24 protein-coding genes and 1 tRNA gene are annotated in these 23,094 nt (G+C 71.1%); 11 read left to right on the forward strand and 14 right to left on the reverse strand.

Annotated elements, in window-relative coordinates; translation table 11 throughout:
• Positions 1 to 461: 461 nt before the first annotated feature.
• Positions 462 to 1,037 carry a flavin reductase family protein gene (locus tag ASC56_RS07985; RefSeq protein ID WP_199835938.1) on the forward strand — a complete coding sequence of 192 codons (576 nt, stop codon included), beginning with the start codon at positions 462 to 464 and terminating at the stop codon, positions 1,035 to 1,037.
• Positions 1,038 to 1,195: 158 nt separating this feature from the next.
• On the opposite strand, the gene arfB is transcribed toward ASC56_RS07985, so the two are convergent.
• Entirely contained in the window at positions 1,196 to 1,627 is a 432-nt protein-coding gene (arfB, locus tag ASC56_RS07990; protein ID WP_055490521.1) for an alternative ribosome rescue aminoacyl-tRNA hydrolase ArfB, read from the reverse strand.
• Between the two features lie 205 nt (positions 1,628 to 1,832).
• Between arfB and ASC56_RS07995 the strand changes: the two genes are divergently transcribed.
• Both ASC56_RS07995 and ASC56_RS08000 read left to right on the forward strand, forming a co-directional pair.
• The gene (locus tag ASC56_RS07995; protein ID WP_055490522.1) at positions 1,833 to 2,408 is read left to right on the forward strand and encodes a TerD family protein; all 576 of its coding nucleotides are present in this window, start codon (positions 1,833 to 1,835) and stop codon (positions 2,406 to 2,408) included.
• A gap of 105 nt (positions 2,409 to 2,513) precedes the next feature.
• The gene (locus ASC56_RS08000; RefSeq protein WP_055490523.1) at positions 2,514 to 3,032 is read left to right on the forward strand and encodes an N-acetyltransferase; all 519 of its coding nucleotides are present in this window, start codon (positions 2,514 to 2,516) and stop codon (positions 3,030 to 3,032) included.
• A gap of 19 nt (positions 3,033 to 3,051) precedes the next feature.
• On the opposite strand, the gene ASC56_RS08005 is transcribed toward ASC56_RS08000, so the two are convergent.
• Positions 3,052 to 4,452: a M1 family metallopeptidase gene (locus ASC56_RS08005; RefSeq protein WP_055490524.1), complete on the reverse strand. Its 1,401-nt coding sequence runs from the start codon at positions 4,450 to 4,452 to the stop codon at positions 3,052 to 3,054.
• Between the two features lie 63 nt (positions 4,453 to 4,515).
• On the opposite strand from ASC56_RS08005, the gene ASC56_RS08010 reads away from it, so the two are divergent.
• Together ASC56_RS08010 and ASC56_RS08015 are read left to right on the forward strand one after the other, a co-directional pair.
• Positions 4,516 to 5,016 carry a hypothetical protein gene (locus ASC56_RS08010; protein ID WP_055490525.1) on the forward strand — a complete coding sequence of 167 codons (501 nt, stop codon included), beginning with the start codon at positions 4,516 to 4,518 and terminating at the stop codon, positions 5,014 to 5,016.
• 110 nt (positions 5,017 to 5,126) lie between these two features.
• Positions 5,127 to 5,609 carry a hypothetical protein gene (locus ASC56_RS08015; protein WP_055490526.1) on the forward strand — a complete coding sequence of 161 codons (483 nt, stop codon included), beginning with the start codon at positions 5,127 to 5,129 and terminating at the stop codon, positions 5,607 to 5,609.
• Between the two features lie 160 nt (positions 5,610 to 5,769).
• Here the strand turns inward: ASC56_RS08015 and ASC56_RS08020 are convergent, their stop codons facing one another.
• Positions 5,770 to 7,305, reverse strand: a complete 1,536-nt coding sequence (locus ASC56_RS08020) for an MFS transporter (protein ID WP_079102360.1) — start codon at positions 7,303 to 7,305, stop codon at positions 5,770 to 5,772.
• A 381-nt stretch (positions 7,306 to 7,686) separates the two neighbouring features.
• Between ASC56_RS08020 and ASC56_RS08025 the strand changes: the two genes are divergently transcribed.
• Positions 7,687 to 8,361 carry a pentapeptide repeat-containing protein gene (locus ASC56_RS08025; RefSeq protein ID WP_055490528.1) on the forward strand — a complete coding sequence of 225 codons (675 nt, stop codon included), beginning with the start codon at positions 7,687 to 7,689 and terminating at the stop codon, positions 8,359 to 8,361.
• Positions 8,362 to 8,456: 95 nt separating this feature from the next.
• On the opposite strand, the gene ASC56_RS08030 is transcribed toward ASC56_RS08025, so the two are convergent.
• From ASC56_RS08030 to ASC56_RS08040, 3 genes are all read right to left on the reverse strand, one after another.
• Entirely contained in the window at positions 8,457 to 8,933 is a 477-nt protein-coding gene (locus ASC56_RS08030) for a GNAT family N-acetyltransferase (protein ID WP_055490529.1), read from the reverse strand.
• Between the two features lie 92 nt (positions 8,934 to 9,025).
• Complete coding sequence (locus tag ASC56_RS08035) at positions 9,026 to 10,432, reverse strand: FAD-binding oxidoreductase (RefSeq protein WP_055490530.1); 1,407 nt, start codon at positions 10,430 to 10,432, stop codon at positions 9,026 to 9,028.
• Between the two features lie 10 nt (positions 10,433 to 10,442).
• Positions 10,443 to 11,012 carry a rhomboid-like protein gene (locus ASC56_RS08040; protein WP_055490531.1) on the reverse strand — a complete coding sequence of 190 codons (570 nt, stop codon included), beginning with the start codon at positions 11,010 to 11,012 and terminating at the stop codon, positions 10,443 to 10,445.
• 106 nt (positions 11,013 to 11,118) lie between these two features.
• On the opposite strand from ASC56_RS08040, the gene ASC56_RS08045 reads away from it, so the two are divergent.
• The 3 genes from ASC56_RS08045 (at position 11,119) to ASC56_RS08055 (ending at position 14,227) form a co-directional block, all read left to right on the forward strand.
• Positions 11,119 to 12,009, forward strand: a complete 891-nt coding sequence (locus ASC56_RS08045; protein WP_107309201.1) for an aminoglycoside phosphotransferase family protein — start codon at positions 11,119 to 11,121, stop codon at positions 12,007 to 12,009.
• 75 nt (positions 12,010 to 12,084) lie between these two features.
• Positions 12,085 to 13,143 carry a nitrous oxide reductase family maturation protein NosD gene (locus ASC56_RS08050; protein ID WP_055490532.1) on the forward strand — a complete coding sequence of 353 codons (1,059 nt, stop codon included), beginning with the start codon at positions 12,085 to 12,087 and terminating at the stop codon, positions 13,141 to 13,143.
• 55 nt (positions 13,144 to 13,198) lie between these two features.
• Complete coding sequence (locus ASC56_RS08055) at positions 13,199 to 14,227, forward strand: methyltransferase (protein WP_055490533.1); 1,029 nt, start codon at positions 13,199 to 13,201, stop codon at positions 14,225 to 14,227.
• A 93-nt stretch (positions 14,228 to 14,320) separates the two neighbouring features.
• Here the strand turns inward: ASC56_RS08055 and ASC56_RS08060 are convergent, their stop codons facing one another.
• From ASC56_RS08060 to ASC56_RS08090, 7 genes are all read right to left on the reverse strand, one after another.
• Complete coding sequence (locus ASC56_RS08060; protein WP_055490534.1) at positions 14,321 to 14,653, reverse strand: TcmI family type II polyketide cyclase; 333 nt, start codon at positions 14,651 to 14,653, stop codon at positions 14,321 to 14,323.
• Positions 14,654 to 14,674: 21 nt separating this feature from the next.
• Entirely contained in the window at positions 14,675 to 15,154 is a 480-nt protein-coding gene (locus ASC56_RS08065) for an SRPBCC family protein (RefSeq protein ID WP_055490535.1), read from the reverse strand.
• 1 nt (position 15,155) lies between these two features.
• The gene (locus ASC56_RS08070; RefSeq protein ID WP_055490536.1) at positions 15,156 to 15,413 is read right to left on the reverse strand and encodes an acyl carrier protein; all 258 of its coding nucleotides are present in this window, start codon (positions 15,411 to 15,413) and stop codon (positions 15,156 to 15,158) included.
• A 31-nt stretch (positions 15,414 to 15,444) separates the two neighbouring features.
• Entirely contained in the window at positions 15,445 to 16,695 is a 1,251-nt protein-coding gene (locus ASC56_RS08075; RefSeq protein ID WP_055490537.1) for a ketosynthase chain-length factor, read from the reverse strand.
• Positions 16,692 to 17,960: a beta-ketoacyl synthase gene (locus ASC56_RS08080; RefSeq protein WP_055490538.1), complete on the reverse strand. Its 1,269-nt coding sequence runs from the start codon at positions 17,958 to 17,960 to the stop codon at positions 16,692 to 16,694. The genes ASC56_RS08075 and ASC56_RS08080 overlap by 4 nt, the downstream gene beginning before the upstream one ends.
• The gene (locus tag ASC56_RS08085; RefSeq protein ID WP_055490539.1) at positions 17,957 to 18,421 is read right to left on the reverse strand and encodes a cupin domain-containing protein; all 465 of its coding nucleotides are present in this window, start codon (positions 18,419 to 18,421) and stop codon (positions 17,957 to 17,959) included. Before ASC56_RS08085 ends, ASC56_RS08080 begins: the two co-directional genes overlap by 4 nt.
• Before the next feature lie 67 nt (positions 18,422 to 18,488).
• Positions 18,489 to 19,646: a SchA/CurD-like domain-containing protein gene (locus ASC56_RS08090; protein WP_055490540.1), complete on the reverse strand. Its 1,158-nt coding sequence runs from the start codon at positions 19,644 to 19,646 to the stop codon at positions 18,489 to 18,491.
• Positions 19,647 to 19,849: 203 nt separating this feature from the next.
• Between ASC56_RS08090 and ASC56_RS08095 the strand changes: the two genes are divergently transcribed.
• Positions 19,850 to 21,499: an FAD-dependent monooxygenase gene (locus ASC56_RS08095; RefSeq protein ID WP_055490541.1), complete on the forward strand. Its 1,650-nt coding sequence runs from the start codon at positions 19,850 to 19,852 to the stop codon at positions 21,497 to 21,499.
• A gap of 62 nt (positions 21,500 to 21,561) precedes the next feature.
• On the opposite strand, the gene ASC56_RS08100 is transcribed toward ASC56_RS08095, so the two are convergent.
• Positions 21,562 to 21,635, reverse strand: a tRNA-Thr gene (locus ASC56_RS08100).
• Positions 21,636 to 21,861: 226 nt separating this feature from the next.
• On the opposite strand from ASC56_RS08100, the gene ASC56_RS08105 reads away from it, so the two are divergent.
• Positions 21,862 to 22,998 (forward strand): ABC transporter ATP-binding protein, encoded by a 1,137-nt coding sequence (locus ASC56_RS08105; RefSeq protein ID WP_055490542.1) that lies wholly within the window; start codon positions 21,862 to 21,864, stop codon positions 22,996 to 22,998.
• The last annotated feature ends 96 nt before the right edge of the window (positions 22,999 to 23,094 follow it).

The raw sequence follows: 23,094 nt of genomic DNA on the forward strand, positions 1-23,094 counted from the left end.
CCCTCGAGGTCTCGCAGCGACTCCAGGGACGCGTCGGCGTACTACGGTTCTCCCGGTTTTCCTCTGTGCGCTACTCGGCGTACTCCACGTGTAGCGTCGTGCAGCGTCCCCGCCACTGAATCACAGCGCGCTGCCCACTAGGTACACAGGGTCAACAAAATACCGCTCCTGTGACTCAAGTCACAGGAGAACATGAACAATTGAGTGGGGAATCCACGTTTTCCCGGTGCGTTTACGGAACGCAATTCAGGCCCTTGTGGAGACCGTGTGATCATACGCGCCAACTCGGAGCGGTGAAGGGCGTGTTGATCAATCGGGGGCCGCCGGAAGCGCACACCTGGGGCCCGTGAGGCTCCCGGCGCCGCCCGCGAGCGTGGCCAGGGCATCCGTCGCTGGTCCTAGGACGCGGTTCGGGCCCGGGGCCGATGTGGCGGCGCGAGGGCGCCGACTAGCGTTCTTGTGTGCTGAAGACTCCCCCCGTCCCCTCCGTGCCCGCTGTCCCGCCCGCCTCCGGGCATCCTGAGGGGGTGAGCAACGACGAGTTCCGCGCCGCCATGTCCCGGCTCGCCGCGGGCGTGGTCCTGGTGACCGCGCACGAGCCCGCGCTGGACCCCGAGGGGCCGAGCGGTGAGGACGTCGGCATGACGGCGACCGCCTTCCTGTCGGTGTCCCTGGACCCGCCCCTGGTCCTGGTCAGCCTGCGCGAGGGATCCCGCATGGACGACCTGCTCGCCGAGCAGCCGCTGTGGGCCGTCTCCGTGCTCGCGGAGAGCCAGCGGCACATCGCGGGCCGCTTCGCCATGAAGGGCCGCATCAGCGACCGGCTCCTGTTCGAGGACATCCCGTACGTCCGCGGCGAGGCCAGCGGCGCTCCCCTGGTCGGCGGCGCCCTGGCGACCCTGGAGTGCCGCACGGAACAGCGCGTCGCGGCCGGTGACCACACGCTGGTCGTCGGCCGGGTGCTCAAGGCCCGGGTACCCAGCGCAGAAGGCGGCCCCCTCGTGTACTTCCGGGGGCGCTACCGCCATCTGGGGTGAGCCCGCCCCCGAACAACGTGACCGCGGAAGCCCTGCGGCGACGATCCCCGCGTTCACGGCAGAGCGCCGTGACGGCGCCCGCACAATTCGGTTTCGTTTTCCGTCGGGAATTCGCTGAGCGCATCGGAGAACGCGGCGCCCTAGTACCGCTAGTACCGCTAGTGCCGCCAGTCCCGCCCCGAACGCCCCCGCTTGGTTTCCGACCGCTGCTTCTTCTCGCGCAGCCGCCGCTCGTTGATCCCGCGGGGGATTCGGGTCGGCCTGCGGGGCTTGGGCGGCGGCGCCGTCGCCTCGGCGAGCAGGGCCGCGAGGCGTACGGCGGCGGCCTCGCGGTTGCGCCACTGCGAACGGTGCTCGGAGGCGCGCACGACGACCACCCCGTCGACGAGCCGTCCCGCGAGCCGCTGAAGGGCCCGCTCCTTCCACACCGGGGGCAGCGCCTGGGTCCCGGCCAGGTCGAAACGCAACTCCACCTGTGTGTCACTGGTGTTGACGTGCTGTCCGCCGGGCCCGGACGACCGCGAGAAACGCCAGATGAGCTCGGCCTCGGGTAGCGAGACGGAGCCGCGGATGACGTGGGGACCGGACATGCCTCCATGGTCCCGCGGCAGTCCGGTCCCCGTCACCCGAAATACCGCCGGTCCGGCTTCCCGGGGATTCGGGTAAAGAAAGTAAAGAGAGCCGGAACCGAGGGGACGCCCCGGGGCGTTGGTACGGGTAGCTGTAGCTTCGTGCCCGCACGAAGCCCGTAGGTGCCGCACCCGCGCACGCGAACGAGGGAAGGGACTCCCAACAATGGCTGTAAGCCTGTCCAAGGGCGGCAACGTCTCGCTCACCAAGGAGGCTCCGGGTCTGACCGCCGTCACCGTGGGCCTCGGCTGGGACGTCCGCACCACCACCGGCACGGACTTCGACCTCGACGCGTCCGCGATCGCGGTCAACACCCAGGGCAAGGTCTACTCGGACCAGCACTTCGTCTTCTTCAACAACAAGCAGACCCCGGACAACTCGATCGTCCACACCGGCGACAACCGCACGGGCCAGGGCGAGGGCGACGACGAGGCGATCAACGTCAACCTGGCGGCGCTCCCGGCCGACATCGACAAGATCGTCTTCCCGGTCTCGATCTACGACGCGGAGAACCGCTCGCAGAACTTCGGCCAGGTCCGCAACGCGTACATCCGCATCGTCAACCAGGCCGGCGGCCAGGAGATCGCGCGCTACGACCTGTCCGAGGACGCGGCCACGGAGACGGCCATGGTCTTCGGCGAGCTCTACCGCAACGGCGCGGAGTGGAAGTTCCGCGCGGTCGGCCAGGGCTATGCCTCGGGCCTGGCCGGCATCGCCCAGGACTTCGGCGTCAACGTCTGAGCCCTCCGGCGGCGCCTGCGCGTCGCGGTAGCCCCCGGCTGCGGTGCGGGCCGGGGGCTCTCCGCGGCCCCTCGGCCGCGGGGCCGCTCGGATACGTTGGCCCGCGTGATCCTGGAGCCCCTCACCCTCACCCCCGACCGCGGCATCCCGGCCCCGCTGCTCACCGAACTCACCGCGCTCTACGCCTCCAACCGTGACTTCCACGCCCTCAGCGGCGAGTTCCCGGACCCGGACGACATCCGCCCGGAGCAGGTGGCGACCGCGCTGGCCGACGAGTTGGCGAACCCGGACGTGGACGCCCTGCTCGCCCGCGGCGCCGGGCGCCTAGTCGGGATCGCGGTCACCCTCGCCCACCACCCCGACCCGGCCGACCCGGACCCGTGGATCGGTCTGCTGATGGTGGACGCGGGCATGCAGGGCCAGGGGTACGGCCGCCGGCTCGTGTCACTCGTCGAGGACCGCTTCCGCGCCGCGGGCAGCACCGCCGTACGCCTGGCGGCGCTGGAGAACAACCCCAAGGCCTTCGCCTTCTGGACGGCCCTGGGCTACGAGACCATCGGCCACCGCCCCGACCTCCAGCAGGGCCGCCCGTGCGCCGTGCTGCGCAAGGCACTGCGCGGTTAGGGGCCCTTGCAGCGCTTGCTCACTCGTGCCCCGGCTTCCCCTCGCCGTACAGCCAGTCCCGCCAGATCACCCCGAAGTCCTTGTCCGGAGCCTGCTTGCGGACGTACGCCGTGAAGTCCGCCGTGTCCGCGTTGCCGTAGCGGTGAGCGGCGGCCCAGCCGCGGAGGATGCGGAAGAACGCGGTGTCACCGACCGTCTGTCGGATCTTGTGCAGCACCATCGCGCCCCGCTCGTACACCGGGCTGTCGGAGATGTGCGCGGCGCTCGACGGCTTGGCCGGCGGATACGCCCAGATCGCCTTGTCGTCGGCCGGGTTGTCGTAGTAATTGCCCTTGTAGAGCGCGTCGAAGATCTGCTGGGCCGTGTCACCGCCGTGGTCCTCCTGCCACAGCCACTCCGTGTACGTGGCGAAGCCCTCGTTGAGCCACATGTCCGCCCATGACTTGGGCGTGACCGAGTCGCCGTACCACTGGTGCGCCAGTTCATGGACCACGGTCTGGAGGCCGGGCGCGCCCGGGAACACCGGGCGGGTCTGCGTCTCCAGCGCATAGCCCGAGTCGCCCTCGCGGGCGACGATGGCACCCGTGGAGGGGAAGGGGTAGGGCCCGAACAGGGACGTCTCCCACCGCACGATCTCGGGGATCCTCCCCACCACCTCGGCGGCCGCCTGGTCCTGGGTGGGATCGACGGCCACGTGGACGGGCGGGCCCTCCTTCGTCGGCAGCTGCCGCACGGAGTAGTGGCCGATCGCGACCATGGCGACGTAGCTCGCCATCGGCTGGGCGGTGTGCCAGGCGAAGGTGGTGTGGCCGTCCTTCGTCGTCTCGTGGGTCAGCTCGCCGTTGGAGAGCGCCTGAAGGCCCTGGGGGACGGTGACCGTGATGTCGTACGACGCCTTGTCGGACGGGTGGTGGTTGCCGGGGAACCACGCCATGGAACCCGTCGGCTCGCCCAGCGCCAGCGCGCCGTCGGCGGTCGGCAGCCAGCCCTCCTTGGAGCCGTCCGGGTCGGTGATCGTCTCGGGCGTACCCGAGTAGCGCACCGTCGTGCGGAACGTTTCGCCGCGGTGGAGGTCGGTCGGCGGGCGCACGGTCAGCTCCTGGCCGGCCCGGTTCCAGCGGGCGTCGTGGCCCTGCACCGTGACACCGGCGACGACCAGTCCCTTCAGGTCCAGGTCGAAGGCGGAGAGGTCCTTGGTCGCGCGTGCCGTGATGACCGCCGTGCCGGTGAGGTGGCGGCCGGCCGGTTCGTAGGCGAGGGTCAGGTCGTAGTGCGTGACGTCGTATCCGCCGTTGCCCATCATCGGGAAGTACGGATCGTGCACCCCGGAGCCGCCGGGGGCGCCGTGCACTCCGCCTCCGCACGCGGTGAGCGTGAGGGATATGAGCAGGGTGGGGACGATGCGCACGGTTCGGGACATGAGCGGGATCCTACGAGGCGGCCCACGACGGCGGAGGCGGGCGAGGCGTGACACCATCGCCCCGTGCTCGACATCGGCTATGCCCTCTCCACCCGCTTCCCCGATCCCCCGCAGACCGACTACCGCCGCGCGGACGTCCGCGCGCTGCGGCACGACCTGTTCTGCGGCGACGTCTACCTGGCCGACACGAAGACGGACCGGGAGTTGTCCACAGCCTGGGGATGGGTGCCGGTGCTCGACTTCGCGTGGGCGCTGTGCGCCATCGTCGAGGACCTCGACCGCGATCCGCTCGGCAGCCGCGCCGCCCGGCCCCAGCACGCGGAACTGGACTTCACCGAGTCCACCGACCGCATGCTCTTCCAGCGCCGCTTCGGCTGGGTGGACATCGAGGCGGAGTGGCTGCCGCAGGACGAGCCGCCGCTGACCTTCTCCCACGCCGAACTGCGCCGGGAGGCCCGGGACTTCCTGCACGATCTCGTCGCCGACCTCACCGACCTGCACGAGGACCTCGGGGAGAACCCGGCGATCTGGACCCTCCAGTCCCGCTACCCGCGCATCGACTGACTCATCGTCATACGGCCGTCACCGGACGGGGACACGCGCGGTCGGCCCGACCGAACCCAGGTACGATCACGCATCGGCCACCGACCGACCTCCAAGGAGAGCCCACCGCCGTGCCGGAGCAGATGTCCGTCCAGCAGCGTTCCGCGCTCCACCAGTTGGCTCCGGGAGAACGGCTGCTGACCTACGGCATCGTGGTGCCGGTCAAGAGCGCCAAGGGCGTCAAGGTGAGCATTCACGGGCACGGCAGGCTGGGCGGGCACCTCGGAGACCACCTGATGCACAACGTCGGCGCCGCGTCCGGCGGGGCCGGGAGCATCGCGTCGGGTATGCCGGGGACCTCGGGCGCGCTGCTGATGCGCGTCACCGACCAGCGCGTCGGCCTCGTGCGCCACCTGGACGGCACCCCCGTCTGGGAGATACCCCGCGCCTGGGCCGCCCGTGTGGAACGCCGTCCACGCCTCCAGCTGATGGCCCGCTTCCGCCTGCACTACGCGGACGGCTCCTGGCTCGCCTTCCTCACGATGCGCCGCCGCACGATCGAGACGTTCCAGGGCGTCATCGACGGCCAGGGCGTGCCTCGGGAGCCCAGCTAGTGCTGTGGCCGGAAAGGTTTGCCGGGAAGCTCGCGGCGTCCGGTGCGGTGCATCGCAAGGCGGAGCGTCGCCCGCGTACTGGATGTACTCGGGCGATGCGACAACGCGGCGAGGTGCCGTGCCGGGCGTCGCGAGCCGGTGAACCTTTCCGGTCGCAGCACTAGGCACGTCGCACGTCCTCCGGCACCGGCGCCTCGGCGGCCCCGTACGCCGAAGGCTTCGACCTGACCATGAGGCCCGCGACCAGGGCCGCCAGCAGCATGATGCCCGCAGCCCACCAGATCGCGACGGTGTAGCCGTGGACCATGCCCTCGCGGACGACGAGCCCCTTCTGCGCGGCGTTGCGCAGGTGCGCGGCGATGTACGCCGCGCTGCTGGTCGTCGCGACGGTGTTCAGCAGCGCCGTACCGATGGAGCCACCGACCTGCTGCGAGGTGTTGACGGTCGCCGACGTCACGCCCGAGTCCCGCGGCGCGACCCCGGCGGTCGCGGTCGCGAAGACCGGCATGAAGGTGAGCCCCATGCCCAGGCCGATCAGCACCAGCCCGGGCATGATCTCGGTCGCGTACGCCGAGTCCACCCTCATCCGGGTGAGGATCAGCAGGCCGCCCGCCGCCAGCACCATTCCCGGCACCATCAGCACCCGCGGCGCCACACGGGGCAGCAGGCGGGCCGAGATCTGCGTCGAGCCCACGACGATCGCGGCGGTCAGCGGCAGATAGCCCAGGCCCGTCCGCAGGGGCGAGTAGCCCCGGACGACCTGCATGTAGTAGGTCATGAACAGGAACAGCCCGAACATGCCGATGACGGCCAGGGCCATCGTCAGGAAGCAGCCGACGCGGTTGCGCTCCCGGACGACGTGCAACGGCAGCAGCGGCTGCGGCACCCTCGTCTGCCACCACACGAAGGCGGCGAGCAGCACCACCCCGACCGCGAACAGAGTGAGCACCAGCGGGTCCGTCCACCCCCGTGGCTCCGCCTCGCTGAACCCGTACACGACCGCGACCAGCCCGCCGCAGCCGAGCAGCACACCGGGCACGTCGAGGCGGGCGCCCGGGTGACCGGGGCGGCCGGGCAGGAGCGCGAGGCCGCCGCACACGGCGATGACGGCGATGGGGATGTTGACGTAGAGGCACCAGCGCCAGTTCAGGTACTCGGTCAGCAGGCCGCCCGCGATCAGTCCGATCGCCGATCCGCTGCCCGCGAGCGCGCCGTAGACGCCGAATGCCTTCCCGCGCTCCTTCGGGTCGGTGAACGTGGTGGTGAGCAGGCTGAGCGCCGACGGGGCCAGGACGGCGGCGAAGGCGCCCTGCAGCGCGCGGGCGCCGTAGAGCATGCCGGAGGTGATGGCCGCACCGCCCAGCGCGGACGCCACGGCGAAGCCGATCAGGCCGATGATGAACGTCCGTCTGCGGCCCAGCAGGTCGGCGATCCGGCCGCCGAGCAGGAGCAGCCCGCCGAAGGCCAGGCTGTACGCGGTGATCACCCACTGGCGGTTGCCGTCGGACATGCCCAGCGCGCGCTGGGCGGACGGCAGCGCTATGTTCACGATCGTCGCGTCCAGGACCACCATGAGCTGGGCGAGTGCGATGATCACCAGGCCCCACCAGCGCCGGGGATCGGCCACGCCGGAAGCCGCGCCCCCGCCCGTTCGGGTGACACTCACCCCGCCAGAAGACCATGGATCGGTACGCATCGCATCCGCTCCGCCGCGCTCATCGCCCGGTGGTAGCCGGCTGATCCGGTCGAGGGGACCGGAGAGGCGGTGGCGGGCCGCGCCGCTGCAGGAGCGTGCGGAAGGACGCCGGGCGCCGCGCGCCGTCCGGCGCGGGATCGTCGCCGTCGCCGCGGTCGACGACGGGCCGGTCCGCCGAGCCGTACGGGGCAGGCCCGCGGCCCTCGGGGGCCCCGCGACGCTCGTACGATCCCCCACGCCGACGTCTCCCGCCGCCTCACCGTCTCCGCCGACCCCACCGTCACCCCCGCCCGCGCCCGCCCCCGCGCGGTGGGACGCTGTCGCTCGGGCTGACGGCGCAGGTCGGGGCCGTTGTCAGTGGTGGGGTGCACCATGAGGGGCATGGTGCGCAGGACACGGGTGACGAAGGCGGCGAGGCGGCCGGAGGTGCGGCTGCCGGAGCTGGTGGCCCACACGGGCGGGGAGTTGGTGCCGGACGGGGACTACGACGGGCTGGAGTTCCGGGACGCGGATCTCGCCGGGCAGGACGGCGGGGGCGCCCGGTTCATGGATTGCGCGCTGACCGGCTGTGCGCTGGACGAGACCCAGCTGCACCACGCCCGCGTGATCGACTCCGTCCTCACCGGCATACGGGGCGTGGGCACGGACCTCTCCGAGGCGACCCTGCGGGACGTGGAGCTGGTGGACGCCCGGCTCGGCGGGGCGCAGCTGCACGGCGCGGTGCTGGAGCGGGTGCTGGTGCGCGGCGGCAAGATCGACTATCTGAACCTGCGCAAGGCGAAGCTCAAGGACGTCGTCTTCGAGGGCTGTGTGCTGGTCGAGCCGGACTTCGGGGGCGCCCGGCTGGAGCGGGTCGAGTTCGTGGACTGCGTGCTGAAGGGGGCGGACCTCACGGCGGCGACCCTGGTGGACGTGGACCTGCGCCGCGCGGCGGAGGTGGACATCGCCCGCGGGGTGGGCCGCCTGTCCGGGGCGGTGATCAGCCACGCCCAGCTCCTGGACCTCGCACCCGTGCTGGCGGCCGAGATGGGCGTGCGGGTGGCGGCGGACGACTGAGGCGCCCGGCCTCCGGAGACGGGACCCGGCTGCGTGCGGGGACGGGAGCGGCTGGGGTCTCCGGGACCGCGCCACCGGGGGGCGAGAGCTGCTCGCTATGCCCGCCGCCCCAGCTCCGCGAGCGCCCCGTCGGTCAGGCGGTACACCGTCCACTCGTCCTGCGGGCGGGCGCCCAGGGCCTCGTAGAACTCGATCGCCGGGCGGTTCCAGTCCAGGACCGACCACTCCAGGCGCTCATAGCCGCGCGCGACGCAGATACGGGCCAGTTCCGTGAGGAGCGCCCTGCCGTGGCCGGCGCCGCGGGACTCCGGGCGGACGTACAGGTCCTCCAGGTAGATGCCGTGGACGCCGCGCCAGGTGGAGAAGTTCAGGAACCACAGCGCGAAGCCGACCACCTCTGACCCGTCGTCCTCGGCGACGTGCGCGAACGCCGCCGGGCGGGCGCCGAACAGTGCCTCGCTCAGCTGCTCGGGCGTCGCCCGTGCCTCGTCGGGTGCCTTCTCGTACGCGGCCAGTTCGCGGATCAGGGCGTGGATGACGGGGACGTCGTCGGGGGTCGCGATGCGGATCATGCGCGCAGTCTCACACAGGCGGGGCGGGGCCGATCAAGCCCGCCCCGCTCCTGCCGCCCGCCTCCGGTCGGTGACCACCTTCGCGAACTCCCTCAGTGCCGTCCGGCCACCCGGTCCGCGATCCGGGCCAGCTTCGACGACTCGGCGCCGTGGCTGGTCTGTTCGCGGCGATCGGCCGTGCGGTAGGTGGCGTACATGCCGTGGACGCCGAGCCAGCGCAGCGGCTCTGGCTCCCACTTGCGCACCCGGTGGTTCACCCACGGCAGCGCGGTCAGTTCGGTCGCGCCCGCCGGGCCCGAGTCCCGCTGGACCAGATCGCGCAGCGTGCGCGCGGCGAGGTTCGTGGTGGCGACGCCCGAGCCGACGTAACCGCCCGCCCAGCCCAGGCCCGTCGAGCGGTCCAGGGTCACCGTGGCGCACCAGTCGCGCGGCACCCCGAGCACCCCCGACCAGGCATGCGTCACCTTCACCCCGGCCAGCGACGGGAAGAAGCGGACCAGGATCTCGTGGAGCGCCTCGATGGTGGCGGGCTGGGTGCGGCCGTCGTTGTCCGTGCGCGAACCGAAGCGGTAGGGGACCCCGCGGCCGCCGAGCGCGATCCGGCCGTCGGCGGTGCGCTGCGCGTACATATAGGCGTGCGCCATGTCGCCCAGCGTCTCGCGCCCCTCCCAGCCGATCTGTGCCCACTGCTCGTCGGTCAGCGGCTCGGTCGCGATCATCGAGGAGTTCATGGGAAGCCAGGTGCGCTTCTGGCCCTTGAGCGACGCGGTGAAGCCCTCCGTGCAGCGGAGCACGTAGGGCGCGCGGACCGTGCCGTACGGGGTCACCGCGTGCTTGGGACGGATCTCCGTGACCGGCGTCCGCTCGTGGATCCTCACGCCGAGCGCCTCGACGGCCGCCGCGAGTCCCTTCACCAGCTTGACCGGGTGCAGCCGCGCGCCATGCGGGGTCCAGGTCGAGCCGACCGCGTCCGCGACCCTGATCCGCTCGGCGGTCTCCCGGGCGCCGTACAGCTCGCGGTCCTTCTCGCCGTACGAGAGTTCGCGCTCGTGGAACGCCTTCAGCCGGGCCAGCTGCGCGGGCGTGTACGCGACCTCCAGGACACCGCCGACGTGCACGTCCGCCTCGATGCCCTCCTCCTCGGTGACCCGTACGACCTCGGCGACCGTCTCGTTCATCGCCTGCTGCAGGCGTACCGCGGCCTCGTGGCCGTGCAGCTTCGCGTAGCGGTCGCGGCCCGCGACACCGTTGTAGAGCCAGCCGCCGTTGCGCCCGGAGGCGCCGTAGCCGCAGAACTTCTGCTCCAGCACGGTGATGCGCAGGAAGGGAGCCGCCTTCTTCAGGTAGTACGCGGTCCACAGACCGGTGTAACCACCACCGACGATCACGACGTCGGCGGACGCGTCCCCGTCGAGGGGCTCCCGCTGTCCGGGGAGGCCGTCGTCGGCGTACCAGAAGGAGATGCCACCGTTGACGGCGCTGTTCACTGCGCTGCTCATGCGCCGGACGTTAACCCCTGAGGGCGGCCAGTGTCTCCTTCGGATTCCATGGTTCTGCGCAGCCCAGCGTCAGCGGACGGCAGGCGAGACCGATCAGTACCGCGACGAAATGCCCGAATTCCGTGAAGGTGGGGGCGGTGGCGAGGGGAAGGGCGTACACGAGCACGACGACCGTCAGATACGCGTAGCACCAGGGCGCCGCGATCCGGTACGTCAGCACCCCGACGATCCCGGCCAGCGCGTAACTCACCCCGATGTCCAGGGCGTTGAGTGCCGAGGGCGGGGCGACGCCGTCGCGTACGGCCTGCAGCAGCGCTCCCTCGCTGGCGAGGGTGGCCAGCACATGCGCGGCGACGCACACGGCGAACCAGCGCACGGTGCCCAGCCAGCGCTCCGCCTGCGCGTGGAAGACCGTGTAGAGCACGGCGTACGGCGGCCAGCGCCCGCCGTCCATCCACATCGCGCTGGTGATGAACACGCGCAACGGGTTGGCCGACAGCTCGTGGATGTTGGTGGACCGCTGCCGCAGGAAGCTCTGCTCGACGTGGGGGGACATGCGGTGCAGTGCGACGGTGCTCATTAAGAGGATCAGCAGCCAGACGTAGGTTCCCGGGGCGCTGCGGACGTATGCCGCCACCGCCCCGGGCCAGCGCCTGATCCGTATGACCCGGTACACACAGTCAAGTATGGTCGGGGACGTGATCGACGTGCCTGGCGAGCTGGCCGCCGCACAGGCGAGGTTCAACGGGGACGCCGGGCGGGCCTTCGTCGCGGAGCTGCCGCGACGGGCGGCGGAGCTCGTGCGGCGGTGGCGGCTGCGGATCGACGGGCCCTCGATGTACGGCGTGTGCGCGCTGGTCCTGCCGGTGCTGCGGAAGGACGGGACGCCGGCCGTGCTCAAGCTCCAGCTCCTGGACGAGGAGAGCGCGGGCGAACCACTCGCGCTGCGCACCTGGGGCGGCCACGGGGCGGTTCGGCTCCTGGAGCACGACGGCGCCACGGGCAGCCTCCTGCTGGAGCGCCTCGACGCGGCCCGCGCGCTGACGCACCTGCCCGACTCCCGCGAAGCCGCCCTGGTCGTGGCCCGGTTGCTGGTCCGGCTGACGTCGGTGGCGGCACCGGAGGGGATACGGCGGCTGGGTGACATCGCGGGGGCCATGCTGGAGGAGGTCCCGGGGGCGCTGGAGCGGATCGCCGACCGTGCCGAGCGCCGGCTGGTCGCGGACTGCGCGGCCGCCGTGCGCGAGGTGGTCTCCGAGCCCGGCGACCGCCTTCTGCACTGGGACCTGCACTACGACAACGTCCTGGCCTCCGACCGGGAGCCCTGGCTCGCCATCGACCCGAAGCCGCTGGCCGGCGACCCCGGCTTCGAGCTCTGCCCGGCCCTGTCCAACCGCTTCGAGCCGGACGAGACCGTCTGGCGCTTCGACGCCATGACCGAGGTCCTGGGCCTGGACCGGGAGCGCTCGCGGGCCTGGACGCTGGGGCGCGTCCTCCAGAACTGCCTCTGGGAGGTGGGGGACGGCCGTCCATTGCCCCCGGAACACCTGGAGATCGGGCGAAGGCTGCGCGGGTGACCCGCGCAGCAGAGACACGCCGCCGGATGGCCGATCCAGCTTTCAACGGCCCATCCAGGTCATAGCGTACAGAATATGAAGAAACACCATATCGTGTATGTCGCGTGCACCGCAGCGCTCGCGGGGTGTGGGCTCGGCGTCGGCACGGCCGCCGCGGGCCCGACGACCCACCTGGTGCGTCCGGGGGGCTCGATCCAGAAGGCGGTGGACTCCGCCAAGCCGGGAGACACCGTTCTCCTGTCCGCCGGCACCTACCGTGAGAGCATCCGGGTGACCACCTCCGGGGTGACCCTGCGTGGCATGGGCCGAAACACGGTGATCTCTCCGGGCAAGGCATCGAGCAAGAACGCCTGCGCGAAGGCCGGGAACGGAATCTGCGTGGAGGGGCGGGACGGCCATCCCGTCCAGGACATCACCGTCACCTCGCTGACCCTGTCCGGCTTCCCCAAGAACGGCCTGTGGTCGTCGCGGACCAACGGGCTGACCGTCCGGCAGGTGACCGCCGAGAAGAACGGGCAGTGGGGCATCGCGCAGGAACGGTCCACCCGCGGCCTGTTCCTCGACAACACCATCCGCGGCAACGGCGACACGGGCCTGTTGCTCGCCAACGTGGTCGGCTCCGAGGGCGGAGCCACGGACACCGAGGGCGCGATGATCGCGCGGAACCTTCTGGAGGGCAACCGGGTCGGCGTCACCGTCAGACGCCTCAGGGACCTCACGGTCACGAGGAACGACATCACCGCGAACTGCGCGGCGGTCTTCGTCGTCGGCGACGAGAACAACCCCAAGGCCGGGGCCCTGACCGTGAGCGACAACCACATCACCAAGAACAACAAGTTCTGCCCGAAGACCGCCCGGGTGCCCTTCCTGAAGGGCTCGGGAATCGTCCTGACCGGTGCCGAGGACACGGTGCTGACGCGGAACGTCATCACGGACAACGCGGGCAACTCCCCGCTGTCGGGCGGCATCGTGCTCTTCAAGAGCATGACGGGCGGTCCGAACCAGCGGCACCAGATCAACGGCAACACGCTGCAGCGCAACGCCCCGGCGGACCTCGTCAACGCGGACACCGGAAAGGACAACGTCTTCCAGCGCAACGCCTGCCGGGCCTCCAAGCCCTCGGGACTGTGCTGACCGGCCCGGCCGCCCGGCCCTGCCCCCCAGTGGACCTCAGAGAGGAAGGCGGCACATGACGACCGCAAGCCCTGCCCCGGCGCCGTCCATGCGGCTGCGGGAACTCGTATTCGGGGCGGCGTGTGCCGCCGCCCTCCGCGCGGCCGCCCGGCTGGGCGTCGCCGACGCGCTGGGCGACAGCCCCATGAGCGTGGAGGACCTGGCGGCCGCGGTGAAGACCGAGCCGAAGCCGCTGCGGCGACTGCTGCGGGCCCTGTCCTGCTACGACGTCTTCACCGAGGAGGAGGACGGGAGGTTCGCGCACACCGACATGTCCCGGCTGCTGCGCGAGGACGACCCCGCCAGCCTGCGCTCCATCTCCCTGTGGTGCACCGAGCCCTGGACCTGGGACGCGTGGCCGAGGCTGGAGGAGGCGGTGCGCACCGGCCGGAACGTCGTCGAGGGCCTGTACGGCAAGGAGTTCTTCGACTACCTGCACGAGGACGCCCCGGAATCGGCCGACGTCTTCAACCGCGCCATGACGACCTCCAGCAAGCAGTCCGCACGCGACGTCGCCCAGCTGCTGGATCTGTCGGGAAGTTCGTCGGTCGCCGACATCGGCGGCGGCCAGGGGCATGTGGTGGCGAGTCTGCTGGAGAAGTACCCGTCGATGCGGGGCACCCTGTTCGATCTGCCCCGCGTGGTGGAGAACGCCGATCCACGGCTGCGCGAGGGAGGCGCGCTCGCGGACCGGGTCCGTATCGTGCCCGGCGACTGCCGCGTGGCCATCCCCGTCCGGGCCGACGCCTACATCATCAAGAACATCCTGGAGTGGGACGACGACAGCACCGCCCGGACGCTGCGCAACGTCATCGCGGCGGGCGGCCCCGGGACGAGGGTCGTGGTCATCGAGAACCTCGTCGACGACACCGCCTCGATGAGGTTCAGCACCGCCATGGACCTGCTGCTGCTCCTCAACGTCGGCGGGGCCAAGCACACCACCAAGAGCATGGTGGACCGGCTGACCGGCGCGGGCCTGGTCATCGACACCATCCGTCCGGTCAACCCCTATCTGCACGCGTTCGACTGCACCGTCCCCGCGTGAACCGCCGCGACCGGCGCGGCCGTTCCCCTCACACCACCGGTCGCCGGGTCCGCGTCGGACGCGGGCCCGGCGACCGGTGGCCGTGCGGACGGTTCAGGAGCCTGCGTCCCGCTCCCAGCGGTAGAAGCGGTGCGCCATCGCGTCCTTCGGGGAGCGCCAGGTGGCGGGGTCGTACGCGCTGACATACGCCGCGAGCCGTTCGCTGATGTCCTTGAACTCCGGGTGACCCGCCACCTTGGCGATGGCGGGACCCGGGTCCCGGTCTGACTCGATGAGGTGCATGTACACATCGCCGAACTGGAAGAGGCTGCGCCGGGTGACCCCGACGAGGTGCGGCAGCTCTCCCCGGTCGGATTCCTCGAACACCTTGGCGATGTCCGGAGCCGACCCCGGGGCCATACGGGCGACGATCAGGGCTTGGTGCATCGGGCCTGTCCTCCGTCCGGTTCAGTCGGCCAGGGCCGGTGCGGGCCGCTGCCCGGCGGCGGCCTTCTCGATCTTGTCCCGGATCAGGGCCATCTGCACCTTGGAGTTCCGGTTGATGTTGTCGGTCATCCAGTCGTCGTCGACCGGGGCCTCCGGCTTCATCGCGAAGTCCTGCGTCCACACCATCCGGGTGCCCTCGGTGACCTCCTCGTAGCGCCACCGGATGTTCATGTACGCGAAGGGGCCCGGCTCGACGCGGCGGGCCTTGACGGTGAGCGTGGGGCGGTCCGTCTCCCGTTCCGACACCCAGCTCCACACCGTGCCCTTCTCGTCGGGATGCATGGTCAGCCGGAAGGTCGTCCGGTTGCCCTCCCGGGACAGGACCTCGACGGACGCGTATTCGCTGAACAGCTGTGGCCAGTTGTCCAGATCGTTCGTCATGTCCCAGACGAGGTCCACCGGCGCGGCGATGGTGATGGCGTTCTCCGTGTGTCCAGCCATGTCAGGCTCCTGCCATAAGAGTGGTGTTGACGAGGTCGAGGAACTGCCGGGGGGTCTTGCAGCGTTCCGCGTCGGGCGGCATCGGCGTGCCGTGCCGGTTCTCCAGTTCGCCCACGATGCCGAGCAGACCGAGCGAGTCGATGCCGAGGGCGTCGAAGGCGGAGTCGTACCGCTGCTGGAGTTCCTGCGGGGCGACGGTGACCCCGGCGGCCTTCTTCATGAGGTCGGCCAGTTCTTCCACGGTGATTTGGGCACTCATGCGGTTCCTCCTTGATTCCAGGACGGCCTAGCTACGAGGCCTCGGCGACGCCGTGCCGCAGCACGAGCGCTGTGTTCGATCCCATGAGCCCGCGGCTGAGGACCAGCGCCGTGCGCAGCTCGGCGGCGCGGGCGCGAACGGTCACCAGATCGAGGTCATGGCAGATGTCGAAGACGTTGGGGGTGGGTGGGATCAGGCCGTGCTCCATCGCGAGCACCGCCGCGACGGTGTCCAGCACGGGCGCGGAGCAGTAGCCACGGCCCGTGCCCGTCTTGGGCGCGGTGACGGGCACGCGTCGGCCGTGCGCGCCCAGGACGTCGGCGATCGCCAGCGCCTCGGCACGGTCCGCCTCGGGTACCCCGAGTGCGTCGGCGAAGACGACGTCGATCTCCTCTGGGGCGCAGCCGGCCTCGTCCAGGGCCCCGCGGATCGCCTGGGCGAGCCCCTCCCGGGACAGCTCCCAGCGGGAGGCCCCGGTGAACGTCGCCGCGTGTCCCGCGACTCGGGCCCGCACGCGCACGCCCCGCTCACGGGCCGAGGTCTCGTCCTCCACGACGAGCATGGCTCCGCCCTCCGCCGGCACGAACCCGCAGGCGCCCTCGGTGAACGGGCGGTAGGCCAACGCCGGGTCCTGGACGGTGCTGAGCTCCTCGTAGCCCAACTGGCAGACCATCGAGTACGGGGCCAGCGGCGCCTCGGTCGAGCCGGCCACGATCACATCGGTGCCACGCACCACGGCCCGCGCGGCGTGCGCGAGGGCGTCCAGGCCGCCGGCCTCGTCGGCGGCGACGACCGAGCAGGGGCCCTTGAACCCGCGACGGATGGAGATCTGGCCGGTGCTGGCCGCGTAGAACCAGGCGATGGACTGGTAGGGGCCGACGAAGCGGCTTCCCTTCCCCCACAGCCGCTGCAGCTCCCGCTGGCCGAACTCACCGCCGCCGGAGCCGGCCGCGGTGACCACGCCCAGGGAGAACGGCGCGGCGTCGGCGTCGGCCGGGCCGAGCCGGGCGTCCTCCAGCGCGAAGTCGGCCGCGGCCATCGCGAAGTGCGTGAACCGGTCGGTCTGGACCAGGTAGCGCTCCTCGATCAGCGACGACGGATCGAAGGCGCGGACCTCGCCGGCCACCCGCAGCGGAAGGTTCTCGCAGCCTTCGCGGGTCACCCGGTCCAGGACGCTCAAGCCCTCCCGGGTGGACTTCCAGAAGGTTTCGCTGTTCGTCCCGTTGGGCGCGACGACGCCGATTCCGGTGACGGCGGCACGCCGGGGGTGCGGTGCTCTCATCGTGTCCTCTCCCTCGGACGGGTCAGGACCACCGCGGACTGGAAGCCACCGAACCCGCTGCCCACGGAGAGCACGCTGTTCAGCCTCCGTTCGCGGGCGACACGTGGCACGTAGTCCAGGTCGCACTCCGGGTCGGGGGTCTCGTAGTTCGCGGTCGGCGGCACCACCTGGCGGTCCAGGGCCAGCACACAGGCCACGACCTCGATCGCGCCGATCGCACCGAGGGAGTGGCCCACCATGGACTTGATGGAGCTCATCGGTGTGTCGTAGGCGTGATGACCCAGGGCTCGTTTCACCGCGGCGGTCTCGTGGCGGTCGTTCTGCCGGGTGCCCGAGCCGTGCGCGTTGACGTAGTCGATCGCCGAGCCGTCGATGCGGCCGTGGTCGAGCGCCTCCTCGATCGCCCGGGCCATCTCCAGGCCCTCGCTGGTCAGACCGGTCATGTGGTAGGCGTTGCCGAAGGTGGCATAGCCGCTGATCTCGCAGTACACACGCGCGCCGCGGGCCCGGGCGTGTTCCAGTTCCTCCAGGACCAGCACCGCGCCGCCCTCGCCCATGACGAACCCGTCACGGTTGTTGTCGAAGGGACGGGAGGCGTGTGCGGGGTCGTCGTTGTTCGGGGACGTGGCCTTGATCGCGTCGAAGCACGCCATGGTGATCGGCGAGATCGGCGAGTCCGAGGCGCCCGCCACACAGATGTCGGCCCGGCCCTCCTCGACGGTGTGGAAGGCGTATCCGACCGCGTCGAGGCCCGATGTGCAGCCCGTCGAGACGGTCTGCACGGGACCGCGGGCCCCGAAGCGCTCGGCCACCATCGAGGCGAGCGTGCTGGGCGAGAACGCGCGCTGCAGATGCGGACCCGCCTCACGGTGGTCCACGTCCCAGCGCTGCCCGCGGTGGCTGACCAGGACGTAGTCGTGCTCCAGACGGGTGGTTCCGCCGACCGCGGTGCCCAGGGAGACCCCGACCCGCCAGGGGTTCTCCCGGGCGAGGTCGAGGCCGGCGTCGCGTACGGCTTCCTCGCCCGCGACCAGGGCGAACTGGATGTACCGGTCGGCGCGTTCGATCTGCTCCGGTTCCAGTCCGCAGGCCGCCGGGTCGAAGTCGCACTCGGCGGCGATCCGCGAGCGGAGGCCGGTCGGGTCGAAGAAGGTGATGCCCCGCGTCGCGGTACGGCCGTTGGCGAGCAGATCCCAGAACGCCGGGACGCCGATGCCGCCCGGTGCCACGACGCCTATGCCGGTGACCGCCACGCGCCGGATCATGAACGGACCTGACCTCGGCCGGCCGGCCGGGCAGCGCCCGCCTCGGCTCGTTCCGGTGCGCCCGTGACCGCGCCGTCGGTCGCCTCCGTGTCGACATGGCCGAGCTGTGGACGCGGTGCCAGCGGGCCCAGGTGGAAGACGATGCGTGCCTCCTCGTCACCGACGTTGCGGAAGCGGTGGCGCATATAGGCGGGGATCATGAGCGCCTGCTCGGGCCGCAGGGGGTGGGGGTCGCCGTCCAGGTCCACCTCCAGCTGCCCGCAGACGACGTAGACGAACTCCTCTGAATAGGGGTGGTAGTGCTCGCCGATGCGGTCGCCGGGCTGCACCATGGCCACGCCCATGAAGCCGCTGGTGGAGCCGACCGTGGCCGGGGTGAGCATGGCGCGCAGATCGCCTCCGCGTCTGCGGTTGGGGTCGATCTCGCCGAGATCAACGATTCTTGGACGGGGTTTGATCACGTCGATTCCTCCAATGGTGTGCTGCGTCGACATGGGGGGCGCGGCCGCCGTGGCCCGCGGGCGCCCGTCAGGCCTCGGCCGGCCGACGGTCGGTGACGAGGCCCATGCGGGCGAGCGTGAGGAAGCGTGCGAGGTCGCCGCTCTTGAGCGCGGAGCCGTCCGCTCCGACGGCGGCGCGGTCGAGCAGGGTCGTCAGCTCGGCCGCCTGCTCGGGGTCCTGAAGACCGAGGGACCGGACGGGGTCCCTGTCGAGACCGCCGCGCACGTCGATCAGCCGCACCACGATGTCGTCGCGCTGGAAGATCGTGCTGCCGCACACCGGGCTGCCCGGATCGTCCGCCGCCGCCTCGTCCTGCTCGGCGAGCAGCCGCGCCAGCCGCATGCCGCAGCCCTCCCGGGCGGGGTAGTACAGCGCGTGCCGCTCGGCCTCCGGGCACTCCTGATCCGCCGTCACATGGTGGACGGCGGGCAGCGCCGCGCGGGTGAAGAAGACCCGGGCGGACTCCGGGTCGCCCAGGTCCCGGTCCTGCTCCAGATACGGGTTGATGGCCTCCTCGACGGCCCGCACCTCGGGCTGTCGGGAGACGTGCCGCAGTGCCGCCAGCAGGTCGCCCTGCACCTCGATGGCCCGCACCACCCGGTTGCCGTGCATGAACAGGGAGGTGCGGCAAAGCCGGGTGGTGTCGTCGACCTGCGCCTCGGGCGAGGCGTAGTTCGCGAGGATCCCCGCGACCGTCTGCTCGCTGCCGGGCTTGACCGTGAAGGTGAGCGCATGACGGATCCTGCCGTCACCGATCCGGGGGGAGAACTGCAGCCGGCGCTGGGCGGGCTCGGGGGCCGCCGTCCGGTCGCCGGTCTCCCGGACGATGTGGAAACGCAGCGACCGGGTGTCCCGGACACAGCCGTGCAGCGGCTTCACCATCTGCACGTGCTCCTCGCTGCTCACCCAGGCGAGGAACGGCGGGGCGCTCTCCCACTCACTGGTGATGAGCCACTGCGAGGGGTTGTCGATCGACTGGCAGAGCTGGTCGCTGACATGTCCGGGTACGGACGCGACCTGGCTGCACAGCTGTTCGTACGCCTCCAGGAACTGCTGCTGCGCTCCGTCGTAGACGTCGACCAGCAGGACGACCCGGAGCCGGGAGCCGTCGAACACGGACTGGGAGACCCGTTTCGACACATTGCGCGTCAGCGGTTCTGAAACACGTTCAGACGTTGTGGTCATCCTGCGCACATCTCCTTCACGGGGGCAGAGGTCCGACGTCGGCCTCGGGTGACACGACGTCAGCGTTCCTCGATCGTGTGCCGGTCGAAGGGAGCGCGCGACTCGTATGAACCACGCGGGTGATGGGGCACGCGGACCCGCTCCCAGAGGGCATGGAAACTCCGACGCGCCTCGCAACCGCACCGTGGCCCTTGGAGGCATCGATGCACGAAGAAGCCCACCACCGGGTTCCGGTCCTCATCGTCGGCGGCTCCCTGGTGGGCCTGTCCATGTCCCTGTTCCTGGGCCGCCACGGCGTACGGCACACGCTCGTCGAACGGCACCCGGGAACCTCCGTCCACCCGCGTGGACGCGGCAACAACGTGCGGACGATGGAACTCTTCCGGGTGGCCGGCATCGAGCCGGACATCAAGACGGCGGCGTCGCTCCTGGCCGACAACCACGGCATCCTGCAGACCCCGACCCTCGTCGATGACGCGGGCGAGTGGCTGTTCAGGCACATCGACCCGGGCGGCGGGCTCGCGAGGCTCAGTCCGACGACCTGGTGTCTGTGCAGCCAGAACGACCTCGAACCCGTACTGCTGGAGAGCGCCCGGAACCTGGGTGGCGACCTGAGGTACTCCCACGAGTTGGAGTCCTTCGAGCAGGACCCCGAAGGAGTGACCGCGGTCGTGAGGGACCGGACCACCGAGGAGCGGTACACCGTCCGCGCGGACTACCTGGTCGCGGCCGACGGCCCGCGCAGCCCGGTCCGGCGCAGGCTCGGCATCGGGCAGACCGGGCCCGGCGACCTCTTCGCCAACGTGAGCCTCACCTTCCGGTCCAAGCTGCTCGCCGACGCGGTCGGCGACCGGCACTTCATCTGCTGCTACCTCACCGGCCCGGAGGCCGACGGCGCCCTGCTGCCCGTCGACAACAAGGAGCACTGGGTCTTCCACGCGCCCTGGCACCCGGAACGGGGCGAAACCCTGGAGCACTTCACCGCCGAGCGTTGCGAGCGGCACATCCGCCTGGCCACCGGTGTCCCGGACCTCGACGTGGAGATCACCGGCAAGGCGTCCTGGCACGCGGCGGAGCGCGTCGCCGACCGGTACGCGGCGGGCCGGGTGTTCCTCGCCGGGGACTCCGCCCACGAGATGTCCCCCACCGGGGCGTTCGGCTCCAACACCGGCATCCAGGACGCCCACAACCTGGCCTGGAAGCTGTCCGCCGTGCTCGGCGGCTGGGCCGGGCCCGGGCTGCTGGAGAGCTACGACGCGGAACGCCGGCCGGTGGCCCTGGCGACCAGCGCCCGTGCCTCGGCGCGCTCCGTGGAGCACAGCCACCCGGGCTTCTCCCCGGCCCCCGGCATGGGCGGGGACGGCAGGCCAAGCGGCATCCTCAACGTCGTTCTGGGCTACCGCTATCCGGAGGGCGCCGTGGTGGGCGCCGACCCGGCGGAACCGGTGGTGCCCGAGGGGATGCGGCTGACCGGGCAGCCGGGCAGCCGGGCCCCGCACATGTGGCTGACCCGGTCCGGCGAGCGGATGTCGACGCTCGACCTGTACGAGCGCTCCATGGTGCTGCTCAGCGACGCGCGGGACACGGCGGGATGGCACACGGCCGCCCGCCGGATCGCGGGCCGCGAGGCCGTACGGCTGGACGCGTACCGGATCGGCACGGGTCGCGGCGCCGACCTGACCCCCTGCGACGAGGGCGACGCGGCCGACTGGGCGCGGGTCCACGGGACGACGGCCGAGGGGGCGGTCCTGGTGCGGCCGGACGGGTTCGTCGCATGGCGGGCGGAGGAATCCGTGGCCGATCCGGAGGCGACCCTGCGGGAGGTCCTGACGGCGGTGCTCCGGACGGGCTGATCCCTTCGGCACGGACGCCGGGGCCACCCGCACCGTGGGGTGCGGGTGGCCCCGGCGTGCGGAGCCCCCTGTCGGATTCGAACCGACGACCTTCGCTTTACAAGAGCGGTGCTCTGACCAGCTGAGCTAAGGAGGCGTGCACCTGCGCGCCCGTGCAGTGTACCCAGGTCCCGGCCGGGTTCCGTCGAAAATTTCCGCGAAGTTCACAGTCCCCCGGGTACTGACAGAGCCGGTGAACGGCAGGTACCGTCCTGAGCCAGTTCACTCTTGTGGACTACACCACAACGGAACCCCGTAGTGGCACACCACCTTTACAACGGATCGTCCGGCACGTTCCTGCCGGTGAAGGGGGCCCATTCACCATGGCCACTGTCTCGTTCGACAAGGCGACCCGGATCTATCCGGGTTCCGACAAGCCCGCCGTCGACGCACTCGACATCGAGATCGAGGACGGGGAGTTCCTCGTTCTGGTCGGCCCGTCCGGCTGCGGCAAGTCCACCTCGCTCCGCATGCTGGCGGGGCTCGAGGACGTGAACGCCGGCGCCATCCGCATCGGCGACCGCGACGTCACGCACCTGCCGCCCAAGGACCGGGACATCGCCATGGTGTTCCAGAACTACGCGCTCTACCCGCACATGACGGTCGCCGACAACATGGGCTTCGCGCTCAAGATCGCCGGTGTGCCGAAGGCGGAGATCCGCCAGAAGGTCGAGGAGGCCGCGAAGATCCTCGACCTCACCGAGTACCTGGACCGCAAGCCGAAGGCGCTCTCCGGTGGTCAGCGCCAGCGTGTCGCCATGGGCCGCGCGATCGTGCGTGAGCCGCAGGTGTTCCTCATGGACGAGCCGCTGTCCAACCTCGACGCCAAGCTCCGTGTCTCCACCCGTACGCAGATCGCGTCCCTCCAGCGGCGCCTCGGGGTCACCACGGTGTACGTCACCCACGACCAGGTCGAGGCCATGACCATGGGCGACCGCGTGGCCGTCCTGAAGGACGGCATCCTCCAGCAGGTGGACTCGCCGCGGAACATGTACGACCGCCCGGCCAACCTCTTCGTCGCCGGCTTCATCGGCTCCCCGGCCATGAACCTCGTCGAGGTCCCGATCACCGACGGCGGCGTGAAGTTCGGCAACAGCGTCGTGCCGGTCAACCGCGAGGCCCTGAAGGCCGCGACCGACAAGGGCGACCGCACGGTCACCGTCGGCGTCCGCCCCGAGCACTTCGACGTGGTCGAGCTGGACGGCTCCGCCACCGCCTCCCTGTCCAAGGACAGCGAGGACGCCCCGGCCGGTCTCGCGGTCTCCGTGAACGTCGTCGAGGAGCTCGGCGCCGACGGCTATGTCTACGGCAGCGCCGAGGTCGGTGGCGAGACCAAGGACCTGGTCGTCCGCGTGGGCGGCCGCCAGGTGCCGGAGAAGGGCGCGCAGCTGCACGTCGTGCCGCGGCCGGGCGAGACCCACGTGTTCTCGACGTCGACGGGCGAGCGCCTCTCCGACTGAGGCCCGTCCACCGGCACGGCCGGGGCGAAGACCCCATAGCGGGTGAATTCCCCGAGGTTGACGAAGAGGGCCCTGCGGCAGCCGCGGGGCCCTCTT

The sequence above is a fragment of the Streptomyces sp. TP-A0356 genome, from assembly GCF_001417775.1.
Lineage (GTDB): Bacteria > Actinomycetota > Actinomycetes > Streptomycetales > Streptomycetaceae > Streptomyces.

Coding starts and splice junctions, on each gene's coding strand:
- arfB (WP_055490521.1), bottom strand. CDS start 1,627: ATGTCCGGTCCCCACGTCATCCGCGGCTCCGTCTCGCTACCCGAGGCC.
- ASC56_RS07995 (WP_055490522.1), top strand. CDS start 1,833: ATGGCTGTAAGCCTGTCCAAGGGCGGCAACGTCTCGCTCACCAAGGAG.
- ASC56_RS08005 (WP_055490524.1), bottom strand. CDS start 4,452: ATGTCCCGAACCGTGCGCATCGTCCCCACCCTGCTCATATCCCTCACG.
- ASC56_RS08020 (WP_079102360.1), bottom strand. CDS start 7,305: ATGCGTACCGATCCATGGTCTTCTGGCGGGGTGAGTGTCACCCGAACG.
- ASC56_RS08025 (WP_055490528.1), top strand. CDS start 7,687: ATGGTGCGCAGGACACGGGTGACGAAGGCGGCGAGGCGGCCGGAGGTG.
- ASC56_RS08030 (WP_055490529.1), bottom strand. CDS start 8,933: ATGATCCGCATCGCGACCCCCGACGACGTCCCCGTCATCCACGCCCTG.
- ASC56_RS08035 (WP_055490530.1), bottom strand. CDS start 10,432: ATGAGCAGCGCAGTGAACAGCGCCGTCAACGGTGGCATCTCCTTCTGG.
- ASC56_RS08040 (WP_055490531.1), bottom strand. CDS start 11,012: ATGAGCACCGTCGCACTGCACCGCATGTCCCCCCACGTCGAGCAGAGC.
- ASC56_RS08045 (WP_107309201.1), top strand. CDS start 11,119: ATGGTCGGGGACGTGATCGACGTGCCTGGCGAGCTGGCCGCCGCACAG.
- ASC56_RS08050 (WP_055490532.1), top strand. CDS start 12,085: ATGAAGAAACACCATATCGTGTATGTCGCGTGCACCGCAGCGCTCGCG.
- ASC56_RS08055 (WP_055490533.1), top strand. CDS start 13,199: ATGACGACCGCAAGCCCTGCCCCGGCGCCGTCCATGCGGCTGCGGGAA.
- ASC56_RS08060 (WP_055490534.1), bottom strand. CDS start 14,653: ATGCACCAAGCCCTGATCGTCGCCCGTATGGCCCCGGGGTCGGCTCCG.
- ASC56_RS08065 (WP_055490535.1), bottom strand. CDS start 15,154: ATGGCTGGACACACGGAGAACGCCATCACCATCGCCGCGCCGGTGGAC.
- ASC56_RS08070 (WP_055490536.1), bottom strand. CDS start 15,413: ATGAGTGCCCAAATCACCGTGGAAGAACTGGCCGACCTCATGAAGAAG.
- ASC56_RS08075 (WP_055490537.1), bottom strand. CDS start 16,695: ATGAGAGCACCGCACCCCCGGCGTGCCGCCGTCACCGGAATCGGCGTC.
- ASC56_RS08080 (WP_055490538.1), bottom strand. CDS start 17,960: ATGATCCGGCGCGTGGCGGTCACCGGCATAGGCGTCGTGGCACCGGGC.
- ASC56_RS08090 (WP_055490540.1), bottom strand. CDS start 19,646: ATGACCACAACGTCTGAACGTGTTTCAGAACCGCTGACGCGCAATGTG.
- ASC56_RS08095 (WP_055490541.1), top strand. CDS start 19,850: ATGCACGAAGAAGCCCACCACCGGGTTCCGGTCCTCATCGTCGGCGGC.
- ASC56_RS08105 (WP_055490542.1), top strand. CDS start 21,862: ATGGCCACTGTCTCGTTCGACAAGGCGACCCGGATCTATCCGGGTTCC.